Below are 15,538 nucleotides of genomic sequence, written 5' to 3'. Positions count from 1 at the left end.
GAATTAGGAACCCAAATCGAATTTATATCCTACACCTTTTACAGTAGTGATGTAGTCATCTCCGATTTTTTCCCGAACCTTCCGTATATGCACATCCACCGTTCTGGCAAGTACAAATACATCAGATCCCCAGATATTCTGAAGCAACTCATCTCTACTGAATACCATATTAGGGTTTTTGGCTAGGAAATACAATAATTCAAATTCCTTCTTAGGTAGGGTGATGGTTTTACCGGATTTTTCAATGGTATAGCTACCCCGATCGATCAATAAATCCCTGATTTTTATCTGAGCCAGATCCTGATCTTTTTTCGATTCTCTTCTAAAAAGAGCGGCAATTCTACTCATCAAAGCCCTAGGCTTAATAGGCTTGGTGATATAATCATCTGCTCCTACATCAAAGGCTGCTACCTCTGAATATTCTTCCATTCTGGCGGTAAGGAAAATGACAAAAGTATTTTTCAGCTCTGGGATTTCCCGGATTTGACGGCAGGTTTCCACCCCATCCTGGTGAGGCATCATGATATCCAAAAGTATCACATCCGGTTTGAACTTTGAAGCAGTTTTTACTGCTTTGATCCCGTCTTCAGCAGTAGCTACTTCATAGCCTTCTTTTTGTAGGTTGTACTTTAGAATCTCAACTATGTCTGGCTCGTCATCTACGACCAGGACTTTGATTTTCTGTTTGTCGCCCATGGAGTGTTTCTGTTAATTCTTTCAAATTAAAGAATATTTGGAGATTGCTGCCAATTTTATTCAGGGATAGGAAAAACTACGGGGTATTTTTAAGCCAGAACTGGCCAAATTCCAATCCGAATGTTAAGTAAATATTAAATCTTTGGATTAATTGTAACGTAATCCCTTGGCAGATTTGATGTCCAAATTGATAGAGCCGAGGAATAAGTTAGCCTTGATTTTAACAGGGATTTTATTTTGATCCTGTGTCACCCACACTTTTACCGGGTACTCACCTCGAAAAAGGTTGTTTTTAGGTAGCTGGGGAGAAAAAATATAAGTGTCCTTAGTACCGATCTCTGTTTCGAGTTTTTCAGTGCCCTCGTAAATTAATTTTATGTTATATATTTCTTTATCAAAGAATCCACGAATGACCAATTGGTCTCCTGGTTTCAGGTTTTTTAGGTTTAAGGTTCTTAAGTAATAAAAACCACTGACCAAATCCTGCACCTGTCCAGGTAGCTTAAACTCTCTTTCTTCCTTCAAAGACTTATTTTCCCGGTCATAGAGTTGCATGAAGGCTTTTTGATTTTTTTGATCAAAAGTTACTTTTTCATGCTTCCTGTATTTGCCTTCTTCAATATGTCTATAGGATAGGGATGGAAGTTTGGAGTCCATGTCTATCAATGTTCCCCAATTGTCATTTACTTTTCCGAAAATAGTTGCAGCTCCTTTCGTCTTGCCATACACATCAATTTTGTAATGAGGCTTGCTATCCTGTAAATGAGGCTTTCTGGCTATTTCCATTTTTGCATCTGCCAGGTTAAACCAGCCATAGCTCACTTCAAAATTCAACTCCTCACCAAAGGTATATGGCTCCGTTGCGGAATTTTGTGAAAAAACCGGTTGAACGAAGAAAAAGAGGAGAGAGAAGTATAGGATTTTTGGGTTGAGCATAAATTTTTTGACAATACCTGACAAAAACAGTGTAATTTCAGATTATATACGAAAAAGCGTGCCGTTTGGGACTTAAAATTACGAATTTGTCAGAGATTTTAAGAGTTCGACAGTTTTTGGCGGAGGACTTAGCAATCTTTAACTTCATACTTTGATTCTATACTAATAAACACATGAGTAATAACGCAGAAAAATTAAAAGCACTTCAACTCACCATCGATAAACTCGAAAAAACCTACGGTAAAGGGGCAGTGATGAAGCTGAGTGATAATAAGGTGCAGGATGTGCCGGCAATTTCCACCGGATCATTGGGTTTGGATATGGCTTTGGGTGTAGGAGGTATTCCTAGAGGTAGAGTAATTGAGATTTATGGACCTGAATCATCCGGTAAGACGACTTTGACTATGCATTGTATTGCAGAGGCTCAAAAGGCAGGTGGTTTGGCAGCTTTCATCGATGCTGAACATGCTTTTGATAAGAGCTATGCAGAAAAGTTGGGAATTGATACCGAAAATTTATTGATATCTCAGCCAGATAATGGAGAGCAGGCATTGGAAATTGCTGAACACTTGATTCGTTCCGGAGCTATTGACATCATTGTTATAGACTCAGTGGCAGCATTGGTGCCTAAGGGTGAACTCGAAGGCGAAATGGGAGAGAGTAAAATGGGCTTGCAAGCTCGTTTGATGTCTCAAGCCTTGAGAAAACTGACCGGAGCTATTAACAAGACTGGCTGTGCATGTATTTTTATCAACCAGTTGAGAGAAAAGATCGGAGTCATGTTCGGAAACCCGGAGACTACAACAGGTGGTAATGCCTTGAAATTCTATGCTTCAGTTCGTCTGGATATCAGAAGAATCGGTCAGATCAAAGAAAGTGCTGATAATATTTTGGGTAATAGAACCCGAGTAAAAGTGGTGAAAAACAAAGTTGCGCCTCCTTTCAAAGTGGTGGAGTTTGACATCATGTATGGTCAGGGTATATCCAAAGTTGGAGAGATTATTGATTTGGGAGTAGAGTTTGACATTATCAAAAAGGCTGGATCTTGGTTCTCCTACAATGGAGAGAAATTGGGTCAAGGCAGGGATGCAGTCAAAAATCTATTGCTTGACAATCCGGAGTTGATGGAAGAGCTGGAAGGAAAAATCAAATCAGCTTCAGGGCTTTTGCCAACTGAGCCGGTTGCGGATATGGAGGAATAGAAATTAAATTTTCTGAATATTCGCAATTATGCCAATTGCCATATTTTCCATGCTTTTCGAAGTGGAAGACCGATGACCGAGGCTTGCAGATTCTGATCCATCTGGCTAATTCTAAGCCGTATTTTTCTCTTCCTGCCGAGAAAGAGGATATACATATTAGATAGGTCAAATATTATGATCGGAAAGGTTGGGATTATCTTAAGGTTATTGAGCAATAAGACCGAAGCTTGAATCAATTCAACCTTTGGCAGTCATATGTGCCGCATAGAATAATTATGGAGAGAAAGATGATACTTTCAAAACAAAAAAGGAGAGCCGTTTAAGCTCTCCTTTTTTTTATGTTTAGTTGGATCGAATTGCTTCTACAGGATCTAATCTTGCAGCGAGTGTTGCGGGAACAATTCCCGATACAATACCAATCACTGAGGAAACGCCTAGTCCAAGAATGATATTGGAGAATGAAAGGACTAAGTCCAAGCTCCCCAACTGCACAAAGCTGAGGAAATAAACTAGGATAATTCCTGTACCTCCTCCGATTAAGCTGAGGCAAACAGCTTCAAATAGAAACTGAAAAAGAATGAAATAATTTTTTGCTCCCAGAGACTTTTGAATACCGATGATATTGGTTCTCTCCCGTACGGATACAAACATGATATTGGCGATACCAAATCCACCAACCAGAATAGAAAATCCACCAATGACCCAGCCTGCGGCTGAAATTACATCGAAAATTGACCCAATGGCATTTTGAATAAATTCGGTTTTATTGAGGGCAAAATTGTTTTCCTCTACTGGTTTAAGGCCTCTTTTGGCGCGGAGGAGTCCGGTCATTTCATTTTCCAGAGCAACCAACCCAATGTCTTCTTCTCTGCCTTTTGCTGCAATCGTAGGCTCAATTCCATTTCTTCCGGTGTAGAAAAGTTTGGTAAAAGCTCCATAAGGGATCAAAGCAGCCTCATCTTTTGATGGTAAATCAAATAAGCCTTCTCCCTCTTCCTCAAATATTCCCACCACGATGAATTTCATTCCTTTCATCTTTATCTCCTTGCCAATGGCAGTTTGATTGGGGTAAAGTGTTTTGGCAATGGTTTTTCCAATGATTGCCAAGTTACGGGAGGCATTAATTTCCATTTCTGAAAAGTAGCGACCTTCTTCAAGAGCAATCTCATAGACATCCTGATAGGTATAGGCTACTCCAGTGAGCTGAGTTCCCTGAAAGGCATTGCTTCCGGCTTGAACAGTGGTGGTGGCAGAAGCTGAAATGGTTACTGCTTCAGCTGAACCTAGGCGTTGTTCCAGAAATCTATACTCAGCAACAGTGGCGCTTGGGCGTCTGAAATATTTCCACCAAGGATAATCCTGAGGACCAGATGCAAAAGGGAATCTATCCACTCGCATCACATTGGTACCAAGAAATGAAAAGGAAGATTTGATGTTGTTTTCCAAAGAATCCACCAATGTGAATACTGCGATGATGGCGAAAATCCCCACTGTAACCCCTAGGAGGGATAATATGGTACGGGTCAAATTGGATTTGAGCGCACTGATTGCGAAGCGGAAACTTTCCCAGGTGAGTTGGAAAAAGAGCATGCTTTTGGGTTTTGATTAAAACAATTCGTCAAGTTAGCGGATTTTGCCTATTATGTTATTATCTTTGCATTTTTTAGAGTAATTCTAAATCAAAATAATCAAGCTCTTACATCTAAAGCTTCTCTATGAAATTATCAGATTTCAAATTTGACGTACCAAAGAAACTTATCGCCCTTTATCCGACAGATAACCGAGATGAATCCCGGTTAATGGTGGTTCACCGGAAAACAGGAGAAATTGAGCACAGATCATTCAAAGATATCATCGAGTACTTCGGTGAAGGAGATGTATTTGTAACCAATGACACCAAGGTTTTCCCGGCAAGACTTTACGGAAACAAAGAAAAAACGGGGGCAGAAATTGAAGTTTTTTTGCTCAGAGAATTAAATCCTGAGTTAAGACTTTGGGATGTTTTGGTAGACCCTGCCAGAAAAATCCGTGTAGGTAATAAATTGTATTTCGGAGATTCCGACCTAGTGGCCGAAGTAATCGACAACACCACATCAAGAGGACGTACTATCCGTTTCTTATTTGATGGAACAGAAGAAGAATTCCACAAGACGATTGATACTTTGGGAGAAACTCCTCTTTTGAAGGAGATCATCGACCGAAAAATTGAGCCAGAAGATAGAGAAAGATATCAGACTGTTTTTGCTAAAAATGTAGGAGCAGTAGCCGCACCTACAGCTGGATTGCACTTCACTCCGCATTTGTTGAAAAGACTGGAATTGCAGGGAGTAGAAGTAAGCCCAATCACTTTGCATGTTGGCTTAGGTACCTTCCGTCAAGTAGATGTGGAGGATTTGACTAAGCATAAAATGGACTCTGAAAACTATGATATTCCAGAAAAGACCGTGGGATTGGTCAATGAGGCCTTGGATAACAAAAAGCGAGTGGTTGCGGTAGGTACTACATCCTTGAAAACCATAGAATCTTCTGTGACTGCCAATGGCAGGTTGAAAGCCTCTAGCGGCTGGACTGATAAATTCATCATTCCTCCTTACGAGTTTAAAATCGCCAATGCTTTGATCACTAATTTCCACCTGCCAGAGTCAACGCTGTTAATGACAGCTTCTGCATTTGGTGGATATGATTTGATCATGAAAGCATACAAAGAAGCAATCAAAGAGAAATACCGCTTCTTCTCTTACGGGGATGCGATGTTGATCCTTTAAAATATAAAGCTCCCTTCATGGGAGCTTTTTTTGTATTTTCATTTTTTGATAATCTAAGGTTAAACTTGCTAAGCATCATACTGCCTACATTTGCCCAAAATTAGAATATGAAGAAAGCTGCTATTTTGGTTGCCGGAGGGAAAGGAACCCGGATGGGAGGTCCTGTTTCCAAACAATATTTACCAATTGCGGGAAAGCCTATTTTGATGCATACGCTGGAAGTTTTTTCAAAAGCCGAACCAGAGATAGAGTTGATCTTAGTCTTACCTGAAATGGATTTTGGGCTTTGGCAAGAATTGGTAGAAAAGCATCATTTTTCAATTGCACATCATATAGTAGCAGGAGGGAACTCCAGATTCCAATCTGTGAAAAATGGATTAAAGGCAGTTTCTTTCAACTCTGGACTGGTTGCCATTCATGATGGAGTCAGACCTTTCGTTAAGGAATCTGTAATTCAAGATAGTTTTCAGGAGGCTGCTCGAAATGGAAGTGCCATAGCAGTAGTTTCCTTGAAAGACTCGATTAGAAAGCTAACCGATAATGGAAAATCATTCTATCAGGAGAGGCAGTATTTTCGCTTGGTACAGACTCCTCAAACTTTTCAGTTGGAAAAAATCCGCAAAGCTTTCGAAACCACAGAACTTCCTCAGTTTACGGATGATGCTACAGTTTATGAGCATCAGGGTTGGCAGGTAAGTTTAATTCCAGGAAATCCTGAGAATATCAAAATCACCACCCCGGAGGATATGGATTATGCGGAATTTTTAGCCAGCAAAAAGTAAAGCTTAGAAACTATCTCCAAAGCTTTTATAGTACCAGAAATCCTTCAAATAGAAGAATAAACCTTTGCTCTAGCGGAAGCCAATCCCCCTTTCAAAGGGAGCAAAGGGGATTTAAGTCAAAATATTTCTACCCAATCCTAATCCATACTAGGATCTGGATTTTTCTACCGACAAGCCAAATCCCCAAGCATTTTCACCGACTTTTTGTATGTGTTCACCGACTTTTTGCGGACTTTGCCTATTTGAGATTGGGCATATTGGCTTCTCAGGATAGTTTTGAGCATCATTTTAAATAAAAAAGCAATGGCAAAATATTCTAACCCTAAGTCCAGCAACGATGGAGGATTGGTTTTCGGATTTGTAATCCTCGGTATAGGCTTATTACTCCTTTTAAGGAAGCTTGGAATTTTTTACCCGGGATGGTTACTTTCCTGGCCAATGATCCTAATCGTGATTGGTACGGTCGTATTAATCAAGCATAAATTCGAGTCATTCTTTGGCTCAATTATGCTCGGTTTTGGTCTCTATTTCTTGCTCGAAAGAGAGTTTGGATTTGATTTCGGAATCGAAAATTACATTTTCCCGGTAGCCTTAATTCTACTTGGTCTGTATTTGATTACTCAAAAGCAGAAGGAGAAAAGGATCTTGGATAATGTACAGGAGCAAATCCGAAATAAATCATTCAAGTCCAGTTCTGGAAGTTCTTTTTCTTCCTCGGATGTGGAAGATGCTCAGGTAGAGTCTGACAAGGATGACTATGGGACTTCTGCAACCGGAATGGGCGGAGTTTCAGGAATTTCCTACTCTGACCGCGTCAATATCGATGCGATTTTCAGCGGGGTGAATAAGAGAGTTCTTTCCAAAAACTTCCAAGGAGGTAAACTGACAGCAGCTTTTGGAGGCATAGATTTAAATCTTAGCCAAGCAGATCTAAATGGTGTGGTAACTATGCAGGTAGATGTGATTTTTGGAGGGATGAAGCTGATTGTTCCGCCTCATTGGGATGTGCGTACAGAAGTAACCAACATAGCCGCAGGGGTAGAGGATAAGCGTATCTACAGACAATCGGAAGTAGATCCTGATAAGGTGCTAGTTTTGCGTGGAACCATTCTATTTGGAGGTTTGGAAATCAAATCATTTTAACGAACTTTCTTCAAAACTTTTAGATTTTGTTTTCCAAAGCATTTTCTTCCCCTTCCAAAGCCAATTGGGTCATTCAAGGAGCCGGAGTAATCTGGCTCCTTGCCTGTATCCTCATTCTCCTTCATTATCAAGTTTCCTTCAAAATTGCATTGACCGATGCCGCAGTGTATACCGGCTTATTCATGGGTGCGGTTTTGATATTGGATCGTGTTTTTAGCTTTTATTCTCCAAAAGGGAGAAACGTCATCTTACTGTTAATCTTACCTCTCTTCCTCAGTTTAATCGGTGCTGTAATTCATCGCTTTGGACTGCAGTGGTTTTTCCAAAATGAAGAGGAATATTATTCATTTCTCCAGCAACATTTTTATCTCAGATGGGCCATCTTGGCCTTGGCTGAGGTCATGGTGACTTTGCTGGCAATTGTAGTCGCAAGATTAGAGCAGCAGGAGGATTCACAAAAGCGGGAAATTCACATGATGGAATTATCCCGAGAGGCTGAATTGTCCCAGTTACGACAGCAGTTGCAACCTCATTTTCTATTCAATAGTCTCAATTCCATCAATGCATTGGTTGTCTCTCAGCCGCAAAAGGCAAGACAAATGGTTTTGCAACTTTCAGATTTTTTGCGTGGAACTATTCGCAAGGACTTAAAGGCTTGGCTTAGTTTGGAAGAAGAGCTTTCATTTCTCAAACTCTATTTGGAAATTGAAAAAGTGAGGTTTGGACATAGACTTCAGGTAGAAATTGATGTGCCTGATGAGATATTTCAAATGAAAATCCCTCAGTTACTTATTCAGCCTTTATTGGAAAACTCCATTAAGCATGGACTGTATGGTGTGACGGGAGAGGTGATGATCAGTCTGAAGGCTTTTAAAGAACAGAATTACTTGATTTTAAAACTTACAAACCCCTTCGATCCAGAATCGCCCTCACCGGGAGGAACCGGTTTTGGACTGAGTTCGGTCGAACGCAGACTCTATCTTTTATTTGGAAGAAATGATCTCTTAGAAAAGTCCAGTGAAAACTCCCTGTTTTCCATTCAACTCAAAATACCCCAGCTGAAATGATCCGTACTTTAATCATAGATGATGAACCCTTGGCTGCTTCGGTAGTGGAGGAATACCTGCAAAACTATCCTCAATTTGAGATTCTGGAAATTTGTCAAGATGGCTTTCAGGCCATGAAAGCTATTCAAAAGCATGAACCTGATTTAATTTTTTTAGATGTTCAAATGCCGAAAATCACGGGCTTTGAATTATTGGAGCTCTTGGATGAACCACCTTCTGTAATCTTTACCACGGCTTTTGACCAGTACGCTTTGAAGGCCTTTGATGCAAAGGCAGTGGATTATTTACTCAAACCCTTTTCACAAAGCAGGTTTGAGCAGGCAATAAATAAATTTCTGGAAAGCCGGAATGGAGGGGAGCCTACCAGTACCGAAAGAATTTCAGATATGGCTGAGAAAAGCAATCGTTTAGTCGTTCGAGTAAAGAATGAAATTAAGATCATTCCAGTTGCTGAAGTCCAGTATTTCGAGGCTCAGGATGATTACATCGCCATTCACACAGACTCAGGGAAGTATTTGAAGAAAATGACGATGAAGTCCCTCGAGGATGCTTTGGATCCAGATAGGTTTGCGAGAATTCATCGGTCTTTTATGCTCAATTTGAATTCTATCACCCGAATCGAACCCTATGAGCGGGATAGCTATTTGGTTTATTTGAAAAATGGAGAGAAGCTTCCGGTCAGTAAGTCCGGCTATGCCAGATTGAGGCAAGTTTTAGGTTTATAGACCCATAAAGAGGCTGATTAAAAACCTCAGTTTTAGTAAAATTCAGAAAAAAGCCCCGAAAAAATCCGGGGCTTTGGTATTAATATTCGTCCTCGTTGAAGAAGAAATCATCTTTGGTCGGGTAATCCGGCCAAATTTCTTCGATAGTTTCATAAGGCTCTCCGTCATCCTCCAGTTCTTGGAGGTTTTCCACTACTTCTAGTGGCGCACCAGATCGGATGGCGTAATCAATCAACTCATCCTTGGTTGCTGGCCAGGGAGCGTCCTCAAGGTAGGATGCTAATTCAAGTGTCCAGTACATAGTGTTTATTTTAAAGGTGTTCCGGATTTTAAGGTTGCAAAATTATCTTTTTTTTCTAATATGTAATCGTGTACTGATTATTTGTAAGAAAGTTGCTTCAAAATATAATTTTTTACGTCAACTTTTCTCTTTAATCCTGACAGTTTCTTCTTCATCATAATCTCGAAATCACTGCTTCTAACCTGGAAATTATCCGTATTTCCCTGAGCTGTATTGTATTCCGTTTGATCTCTATGAAGTAAGTCTTTCAGTAAAGCAGTTTTGATCTGATTTTGTTCCTGAGCAGATTTATTATCAAAATCAGGATATTTTCCATGGACCAGTTTTTCCAGAAATGCTTTTTCAAAGACTATATCCGAAAAGAACTGAAATGATCTTGCCAGCAAGTTGGCATCTTTAGGTTTTCTAGGAGGAAGTTTTCTCCATTCCTGCTGAATCTCCTTAGCCTGATTGATTAATTCTGGAGTGGTAGGTTGACCTGCCAGCTTTTTGATCTCCTCGGTCAAGGTTTCAACTTTTTTCATCACCTCACGGGGATGCATCTGAGGGCCAGGGTTGAGCGTACGCTTATATCTGGAGAAAATTCTGTTGTTCAAGCGAGAAAACTCATCCCACAGAGGCTGCCTTTTTTCTGCAGGTACCTTTCCGGCTGATTTCCATTCTTTCTGAATTTTCTTGCTGATTTCAAAAGCCATTTTGGCGTCGGGAAGATCATGTGCTTCTCTTGCCTGAACAACCAAGGCTTCATAGACTTTGATGTTTTCTTCTGCCTGAAGAGCCATTCCTTCAAAGAAATGCCTTCTGTTTTCGAAGAAATGCTGTACAGCATCATTGAATTGAGTTTCAATTTCTTCCTGAATCTCCTTTTCTACTGGACCGGTTTTGATCCAGCGCATTTTCAAGTCTTTATAAAATTCGGTCGTGGCTTTCCAGTCAGTATCGTCCTTCATAGACTCTGCTTCCAGAATCAAGGCTTTTTTTACTTCCAGGTTTTTAGCCCGATTAGCCTGTATAATTTCATTCAGGTATTCTTCCTGCTGATTGAGTTCTTCGATTAAAGGGATAAAATCTCCCAAGGCATCTGATTCATACAATGAATCTCTCAGGTGAATCAATTTCATTAAAAAGGATCCCTTATTCTGGTTTTCCTGAATATCGGATTTCAGTTTTTCTACCTTTTCTTTGATTTGCTCAAATCGATCCTCGAAATAAGCGATGGTAGAGGCTTCATCTTCTTTTACTTCACCGATCTCCCTATCTGCTTTTCCAAGAAATCCCTTCAAATAAACTTTATTGTCCTTAATGTATCCATACGGATGCTCCATTGTTCTACAGTAGGTTAGGTGGTCGTTTTCAATTTTCCGCAAATTAATTAATTCAAAAGCACTTATCCTAAGAAAGGGCTTTTTTTGCATCTTTGCTGTTTAACGCAATTTCTCAAGAAAAATTCATCGCATGAGCGCAGAAAAAATCATCTTTTCCATGGCTGGAGTCTCCAAAGTCTATCCGCCACAGAAAAAAGTACTCAAAGATATTTATCTCTCATTTTTTTACGGAGCCAAAATCGGTGTCCTTGGTTTGAACGGTTCCGGTAAATCTTCCTTGTTGCGGATTATTGCCGGAATTGATAAAGACTACATCGGAGAAGTAGTATTCTCTCCGGGGTACACCGTTGGGATGCTGGAGCAGGAACCCAAATTGGACCCAAATAAAACCGTCAAAGAAATCGTAGAGGAAGCGGTAGCTGACACGGTCAATTTGCTGAAGGAGTTTGAAGAAATCAATGAAAAATTCATGGACCCGGCTCTAATGGAAGATCCGGATGCGATGGATAAATTGATTACCCGACAGGGAGAGGTTCAGGAGAAGCTAGACGCTGCCAATGCCTGGGAACTGGACGTGATTCTGGACAAGGCAATGGATGCTCTTAGACTGCCTCCTAGTGACGCCAACGTGGCCAACCTTTCCGGTGGAGAAAAAAGAAGAGTGGCACTCTGTAGGTTGCTGCTTCAGGAGCCAGATGTGTTACTACTTGATGAACCTACCAACCACCTGGATGCAGAATCTGTGCATTGGTTGGAGCAACATTTGAAAAACTACAAAGGAACTGTCATCGCCGTAACTCACGACCGTTATTTCTTGGATAACGTGGCAGGTTGGATTTTGGAATTGGATAGAGGAGAAGGGATTCCTTGGAAAGGAAACTATTCTTCCTGGCTGGATCAAAAGCAACAGCGATTGAAGCAAGAAGAAAAGACTGAATCCAAACGTCAAAAAACCTTGGAGCGAGAATTGGAATGGATTCGCATGTCTCCTAAAGCAAGGCAGTCTAAAGGAAAGGCACGTTTGAATGCCTACGATAAGCTAGTTGGAGAAGAAGTAAAGGAGAAAGAAGCCAAGCTGGAATTATTTATTCCTCCAGGGCCAAGATTGGGTGCCAAGGTGATTGAGGCTAATAATGTTTCAAAAGCCTATGGTGATAAATTATTATTTGAAAACCTCAGCTTTGCATTGCCTCAGGGTGGTATTGTTGGGATTATTGGGCCTAATGGTGCAGGTAAATCCACCTTGTTTAAACTGATTACAGGGCAGGAAAAACCGGATGCGGGGAATTTTGAGGTAGGGGAGACGGTGAAATTGGCATATGTGGACCAAGAGCACGATTCATTAGATGCCAATAAAACCGTTTATCAGACGATTTCGGAAGGAAATGAACTGATGAAGCTAGGGAATAAGGAAGTGAATTCCAGAGCTTATGTGTCCAAATTCAACTTTGCAGGATCGGATCAGGAGAAAAAAGTAGGAGTATTGTCTGGCGGAGAGCGAAACCGAGTTCACTTGGCTTTGACTTTGAAAGAAGGAGGCAACCTTTTGCTTTTGGATGAACCTACCAACGACTTGGATGTGAATACTCTTCGGGCTTTGGAGGAAGCTTTGGAAAACTTCGGTGGCTGTGCGGTGATCATTTCTCACGACCGTTGGTTCCTGGATAGAATCTGTACGCACATCTTGGCATTTGAAGGAGATTCTCAAGTTTACTGGTTTGAAGGAAACTTCTCCGATTATGAAGAGAATAAGAAGAAAAGGCTGGGCGATGTGATACCGAAACGAATTCGATATAAAAATCTGAAGTAAGCTTTGAAGTCAGAAGGCTAAAATCAGAAAGCTGAAACAATGCCCCTCGAGGAGAAATCTTCGATGGGTTTTGTTTTTTCAAATCAATTTTATTTTGTTAGTTTAAAAATACTCAATCAATTTACCAACGCCTATTTTATCTTGGTAAATTTTCAATAATATCAGAGTTTTTGTTCTTAGTTTATCAAGTTGATCTATGCTAAAAATTATTCGGTTTTCTTTCCTGTGGTACGATTTGGGGACTTAATTCATGATATGGTTTTTTTAAACTCTTCAAATGAATCTCGTGTAATCGGATTGATTGAAACCAATCAACAAATGCAGGAATTATCTTCTTGGGATTTTTGGCTTTAGCCTTTTTAATTGACTTGATGGAAAGAAAATGAAAGATGAATCAACTTAATTAATTATGAACCCACTAATTTTTCTTTTCCCTGCTTTACTGATTTCTCAGCTTATCTTCATCCGATTTCAAAAATTGAGATTATTGGGTAAAGTACTTTATCTACTAATTGGGTGTATCAGCCTTGGATTTTGCATTTATATAATTCTTTTTCCATTTTATTTTAGATTTGAATGAAGCTAGAGAATCAAGCAACTAAAAAAAAAATTAAATCCATATCTCGGGATTTTATTTTTTCGTTAGGTATAGCCTTCATTACGAAATTTCTAATTGAGGGGATATCCTCTACCGAAGAGGTTACGTCTATTCACCTTTCTGTTATGACTACATCAAGTTTTATTCTAATAAGAACATTCCCTTTTCAAAAGTCGACAAAATGAACAGGTGAAACATTTAGTGCGAAAAGCGAATTTAGGCCTTCATTCCTTACTGGCTATGAAATAAAAATTAATGGCTTACCTAAATTGAATAAACCTTTGTGGTATTGGGTTTTGATTTTTTTTAAAAGAGCTCAAATTTTTTTGTTCTGATTTTTTACTGATCAAGAGCTTTTTTCTCCAGAATTATTCGTGATCTGCTGGAGTTTTGGAATAAAATTTTGAAAAAATAAGATTTGGGTTATAATTGAATTTAAAGAGTAAAAAATTGAACTAATTCTCTTTTTGAAAAATAAAATCTTTTTTAGTTTTTAGTATCTTCTTACAATCATTATTTCAATTGAAATGATTTTTCTGATTCTTTTTGACTCAAAATAAGGCGCTGAATTTTTCGAAGAGCGTAATTATAATTTGATCAATGAGAATTCATGAATCATGAATTAAAATTCTTTTTAAATCTTTATGGAACTGCTGTCCTATCTAAAGTCCTTTTTCAAAAACCCTACAATCAACGAGCCTTACACTCCTTTACCATGGAAAGATTTTGTTGTTTTATTGGTTTTAGTTTTGATTACCATTATACCGTATTCTTTTTTCCTAGAATTTTTGGGTATAGATCAATTTGATCATAAGCTATTAGATCTTCTAAAGAAGAATAAATGGCTATTTGCTTTTTTGGGGGTTTTCTTGGCACCATTAATTGAGGAACCAATTTTCAGATTGCATCTAGATTTAAAAAAATCTTCACTTTGGTGGAGTTTGGGGCTTTCTATTTTGGTGATTAGTGAACTTTGGTATCCAGCGGCATTACTAATGATCTATCTGATCCTATTATTAATAATGGTTTATCGTGGTGTTCAACCAAACAGAAAATATGTGATTTTTATTTCAGCCGCCTTATTTGGCCTAGTCCATATGATCAATTACACTGGTTTTGACTTTGGTAAATATTTTTATTGGGTTCCTTTTTTAGTGGCTATTCAATTTTTTCTGGGATTGATTTTAAGTTATATCCGCCTCAAAAACGGGATCAAATGGGCGATTATATTTCATGGTACTTACAATGCAATACTAGTGATTCCAGCTGTTTACTTTTTAGATCCGAGTAATTTGTGAGTAATTCTGGAAAAGAATGGAGAATGGGAGAAAAATAAATGGATGGAGAAATGATCAACTCAAAGAGCTTTAGTTTTTAAATTTATCAATTATGAGCAAGCGTCGACTCTATTTCCATCTTTCCATGATTTTGATTGCCTTATTGATTGGTGATCTATCTCTTTGGCAATCTGGCTTTTGGATGGAGGGACGGAATAAGGTTCCTAATTTTACAGCAATTGGGATGGTGTTTCTAGTTTTTTCTCAGGGAATACTCCTTCGTGTTGGATTCAAAGTAAACAAATAACCTAGGCTTTATGAAAACGAGATTTTTTTTATTAATCCTACTGATCAGTTCTACAGCACTTATTCAAAAAGCAGAAAGAGATCCGCGCTTGGTTGGGAAATGGACGATACTTTTCTCCAAAGATGGAAATGGAGATATTATCAAAGATGAATTTTACGGGAAGAGCTATGTGGAAACCTTTACAAAGGATGGGAAGTGGATCATAGATCCGCAGTTCTTTCGAGATGATGCAAAAAGGTTGGGGATAAATGCTCCCATTGACTATTCCGCCATTCCAACTTTCCAATGGAAGACAAAGGATGATCAAATCCTGGAAATGAACACCAGTGAAGGGAGTCAGACTATTCGCTATGGCTTTTTAGGCGACACGCTGATTTTTGGCTATCCCAACGCACATACGAGATATCTTTTGAAAAGAAAATGAGTAAGAAAATTATCGATCGACTTTACGGGATACCTTTCGGATTGTTCCTAATGATCCTCTTGGTAAAATACTTGGACCTTTTTCCGATGCCAAATTGGGTTTTGGGAGTGGTGATAGCCTGGGGAGCGATCGCTTTTTTTGTGGAGGGGATGAGGAAAAGGAAGAAATAATTTTATCTAT

Annotated in this window: 16 protein-coding genes; 11 read left to right on the top strand and 5 right to left on the bottom strand. The window is 39.2% G+C overall.

What is annotated here, in order from left to right; all coding sequences use genetic code 11:
* Window positions 1–3: 3 nt before the first annotated feature.
* On the bottom strand, window positions 4–696 hold the full coding sequence (locus BM073_RS13685) for a response regulator transcription factor (RefSeq protein WP_091654886.1): 693 nt from the start codon (window positions 694–696) through the stop codon (window positions 4–6).
* Between the two features lie 147 nt (window positions 697–843).
* Window positions 844–1,632 (bottom strand): DUF3108 domain-containing protein, encoded by a 789-nt coding sequence (locus tag BM073_RS13680; protein ID WP_091654885.1) that lies wholly within the window; start codon window positions 1,630–1,632, stop codon window positions 844–846.
* 173 nt (window positions 1,633–1,805) lie between these two features.
* Between BM073_RS13680 and recA the strand changes: the two genes are divergently transcribed.
* Entirely contained in the window at window positions 1,806–2,834 is a 1,029-nt protein-coding gene (gene recA, locus BM073_RS13675; protein WP_091654884.1) for a recombinase RecA, read from the top strand.
* A gap of 342 nt (window positions 2,835–3,176) precedes the next feature.
* Here the strand turns inward: recA and BM073_RS13670 are convergent, their stop codons facing one another.
* The gene (locus BM073_RS13670; protein ID WP_091654883.1) at window positions 3,177–4,424 is read right to left on the bottom strand and encodes an ABC transporter permease; all 1,248 of its coding nucleotides are present in this window, start codon (window positions 4,422–4,424) and stop codon (window positions 3,177–3,179) included.
* A gap of 125 nt (window positions 4,425–4,549) precedes the next feature.
* Here BM073_RS13670 and queA point away from each other — a divergent pair, with 125 nt between their 5' ends.
* The 5 genes from queA to BM073_RS13645 all read left to right on the top strand — a co-directional run bounded on the left by queA (window position 4,550) and on the right by BM073_RS13645 (window position 9,316).
* The gene (gene queA / locus BM073_RS13665) at window positions 4,550–5,599 is read left to right on the top strand and encodes a tRNA preQ1(34) S-adenosylmethionine ribosyltransferase-isomerase QueA (protein ID WP_091654882.1); all 1,050 of its coding nucleotides are present in this window, start codon (window positions 4,550–4,552) and stop codon (window positions 5,597–5,599) included.
* 107 nt (window positions 5,600–5,706) lie between these two features.
* The gene (locus BM073_RS13660; protein ID WP_091654881.1) at window positions 5,707–6,381 is read left to right on the top strand and encodes a 2-C-methyl-D-erythritol 4-phosphate cytidylyltransferase; all 675 of its coding nucleotides are present in this window, start codon (window positions 5,707–5,709) and stop codon (window positions 6,379–6,381) included.
* Between the two features lie 303 nt (window positions 6,382–6,684).
* Entirely contained in the window at window positions 6,685–7,524 is an 840-nt protein-coding gene (locus BM073_RS13655) for a LiaF transmembrane domain-containing protein (protein WP_091654880.1), read from the top strand.
* A 26-nt stretch (window positions 7,525–7,550) separates the two neighbouring features.
* Window positions 7,551–8,591 carry a sensor histidine kinase gene (locus tag BM073_RS13650; RefSeq protein ID WP_091654879.1) on the top strand — a complete coding sequence of 347 codons (1,041 nt, stop codon included), beginning with the start codon at window positions 7,551–7,553 and terminating at the stop codon, window positions 8,589–8,591.
* Window positions 8,588–9,316, top strand: coding sequence for a LytR/AlgR family response regulator transcription factor (locus BM073_RS13645; protein WP_091654878.1), 729 nt, complete (start codon window positions 8,588–8,590; stop codon window positions 9,314–9,316). Before BM073_RS13650 ends, BM073_RS13645 begins: the two co-directional genes overlap by 4 nt.
* Before the next feature lie 79 nt (window positions 9,317–9,395).
* On the opposite strand, the gene BM073_RS13640 is transcribed toward BM073_RS13645, so the two are convergent.
* The gene (locus BM073_RS13640) at window positions 9,396–9,617 is read right to left on the bottom strand and encodes a DUF2795 domain-containing protein (RefSeq protein WP_026952747.1); all 222 of its coding nucleotides are present in this window, start codon (window positions 9,615–9,617) and stop codon (window positions 9,396–9,398) included.
* A gap of 77 nt (window positions 9,618–9,694) precedes the next feature.
* Window positions 9,695–10,942, bottom strand: a complete 1,248-nt coding sequence (locus BM073_RS13635) for a DUF349 domain-containing protein (protein ID WP_091654993.1) — start codon at window positions 10,940–10,942, stop codon at window positions 9,695–9,697.
* A 130-nt stretch (window positions 10,943–11,072) separates the two neighbouring features.
* On the opposite strand from BM073_RS13635, the gene ettA reads away from it, so the two are divergent.
* The 5 genes from ettA (at window position 11,073) to BM073_RS18130 (ending at window position 15,528) form a co-directional block, all read left to right on the top strand.
* Complete coding sequence (ettA, locus tag BM073_RS13630; protein ID WP_091654877.1) at window positions 11,073–12,752, top strand: energy-dependent translational throttle protein EttA; 1,680 nt, start codon at window positions 11,073–11,075, stop codon at window positions 12,750–12,752.
* Between the two features lie 1,242 nt (window positions 12,753–13,994).
* Window positions 13,995–14,648, top strand: a complete 654-nt coding sequence (locus tag BM073_RS13620; protein WP_091654875.1) for a CPBP family intramembrane glutamic endopeptidase — start codon at window positions 13,995–13,997, stop codon at window positions 14,646–14,648.
* Between the two features lie 91 nt (window positions 14,649–14,739).
* Window positions 14,740–14,934 carry a hypothetical protein gene (locus tag BM073_RS17970; RefSeq protein ID WP_139217499.1) on the top strand — a complete coding sequence of 65 codons (195 nt, stop codon included), beginning with the start codon at window positions 14,740–14,742 and terminating at the stop codon, window positions 14,932–14,934.
* A gap of 10 nt (window positions 14,935–14,944) precedes the next feature.
* The gene (locus BM073_RS13615; protein WP_091654874.1) at window positions 14,945–15,358 is read left to right on the top strand and encodes a hypothetical protein; all 414 of its coding nucleotides are present in this window, start codon (window positions 14,945–14,947) and stop codon (window positions 15,356–15,358) included.
* Window positions 15,355–15,528, top strand: coding sequence for a hypothetical protein (locus BM073_RS18130; protein WP_175557919.1), 174 nt, complete (start codon window positions 15,355–15,357; stop codon window positions 15,526–15,528). The genes BM073_RS13615 and BM073_RS18130 overlap by 4 nt, the downstream gene beginning before the upstream one ends.
* Window positions 15,529–15,538: the final 10 nt, after the last annotated feature.

It is taken from the genome of Algoriphagus ornithinivorans, from assembly GCF_900115305.1.
In the GTDB taxonomy this organism is placed as follows: Bacteria; Bacteroidota; Bacteroidia; order Cytophagales; family Cyclobacteriaceae; genus Algoriphagus; species Algoriphagus ornithinivorans.
The sequence above is the reverse complement of the archived record's forward strand: the minus strand, read 5'-3'. Positions and strand labels throughout refer to the sequence as shown.

Bases quoted from the DNA above. Each gene is read 5' to 3' on its own strand.
- BM073_RS13615 (WP_091654874.1), top strand. From the start codon at position 14,945: ATGAAAACGAGATTTTTTTTATTAATCCTACTGATCAGTTCTACAGCA.
- BM073_RS13635 (WP_091654993.1), bottom strand. From the start codon at position 10,942: ATGGAGCATCCGTATGGATACATTAAGGACAATAAAGTTTATTTGAAG.
- ettA (WP_091654877.1), top strand. From the start codon at position 11,073: ATGAGCGCAGAAAAAATCATCTTTTCCATGGCTGGAGTCTCCAAAGTC.
- BM073_RS13670 (WP_091654883.1), bottom strand. From the start codon at position 4,424: ATGCTCTTTTTCCAACTCACCTGGGAAAGTTTCCGCTTCGCAATCAGT.
- BM073_RS18130 (WP_175557919.1), top strand. From the start codon at position 15,355: ATGAGTAAGAAAATTATCGATCGACTTTACGGGATACCTTTCGGATTG.
- BM073_RS13660 (WP_091654881.1), top strand. From the start codon at position 5,707: ATGAAGAAAGCTGCTATTTTGGTTGCCGGAGGGAAAGGAACCCGGATG.
- BM073_RS13680 (WP_091654885.1), bottom strand. From the start codon at position 1,632: ATGCTCAACCCAAAAATCCTATACTTCTCTCTCCTCTTTTTCTTCGTT.
- BM073_RS13655 (WP_091654880.1), top strand. From the start codon at position 6,685: ATGGCAAAATATTCTAACCCTAAGTCCAGCAACGATGGAGGATTGGTT.
- recA (WP_091654884.1), top strand. From the start codon at position 1,806: ATGAGTAATAACGCAGAAAAATTAAAAGCACTTCAACTCACCATCGAT.
- BM073_RS13640 (WP_026952747.1), bottom strand. From the start codon at position 9,617: ATGTACTGGACACTTGAATTAGCATCCTACCTTGAGGACGCTCCCTGG.
- BM073_RS13620 (WP_091654875.1), top strand. From the start codon at position 13,995: ATGGAACTGCTGTCCTATCTAAAGTCCTTTTTCAAAAACCCTACAATC.
- BM073_RS13645 (WP_091654878.1), top strand. From the start codon at position 8,588: ATGATCCGTACTTTAATCATAGATGATGAACCCTTGGCTGCTTCGGTA.
- queA (WP_091654882.1), top strand. From the start codon at position 4,550: ATGAAATTATCAGATTTCAAATTTGACGTACCAAAGAAACTTATCGCC.
- BM073_RS17970 (WP_139217499.1), top strand. From the start codon at position 14,740: ATGAGCAAGCGTCGACTCTATTTCCATCTTTCCATGATTTTGATTGCC.
- BM073_RS13685 (WP_091654886.1), bottom strand. From the start codon at position 696: ATGGGCGACAAACAGAAAATCAAAGTCCTGGTCGTAGATGACGAGCCA.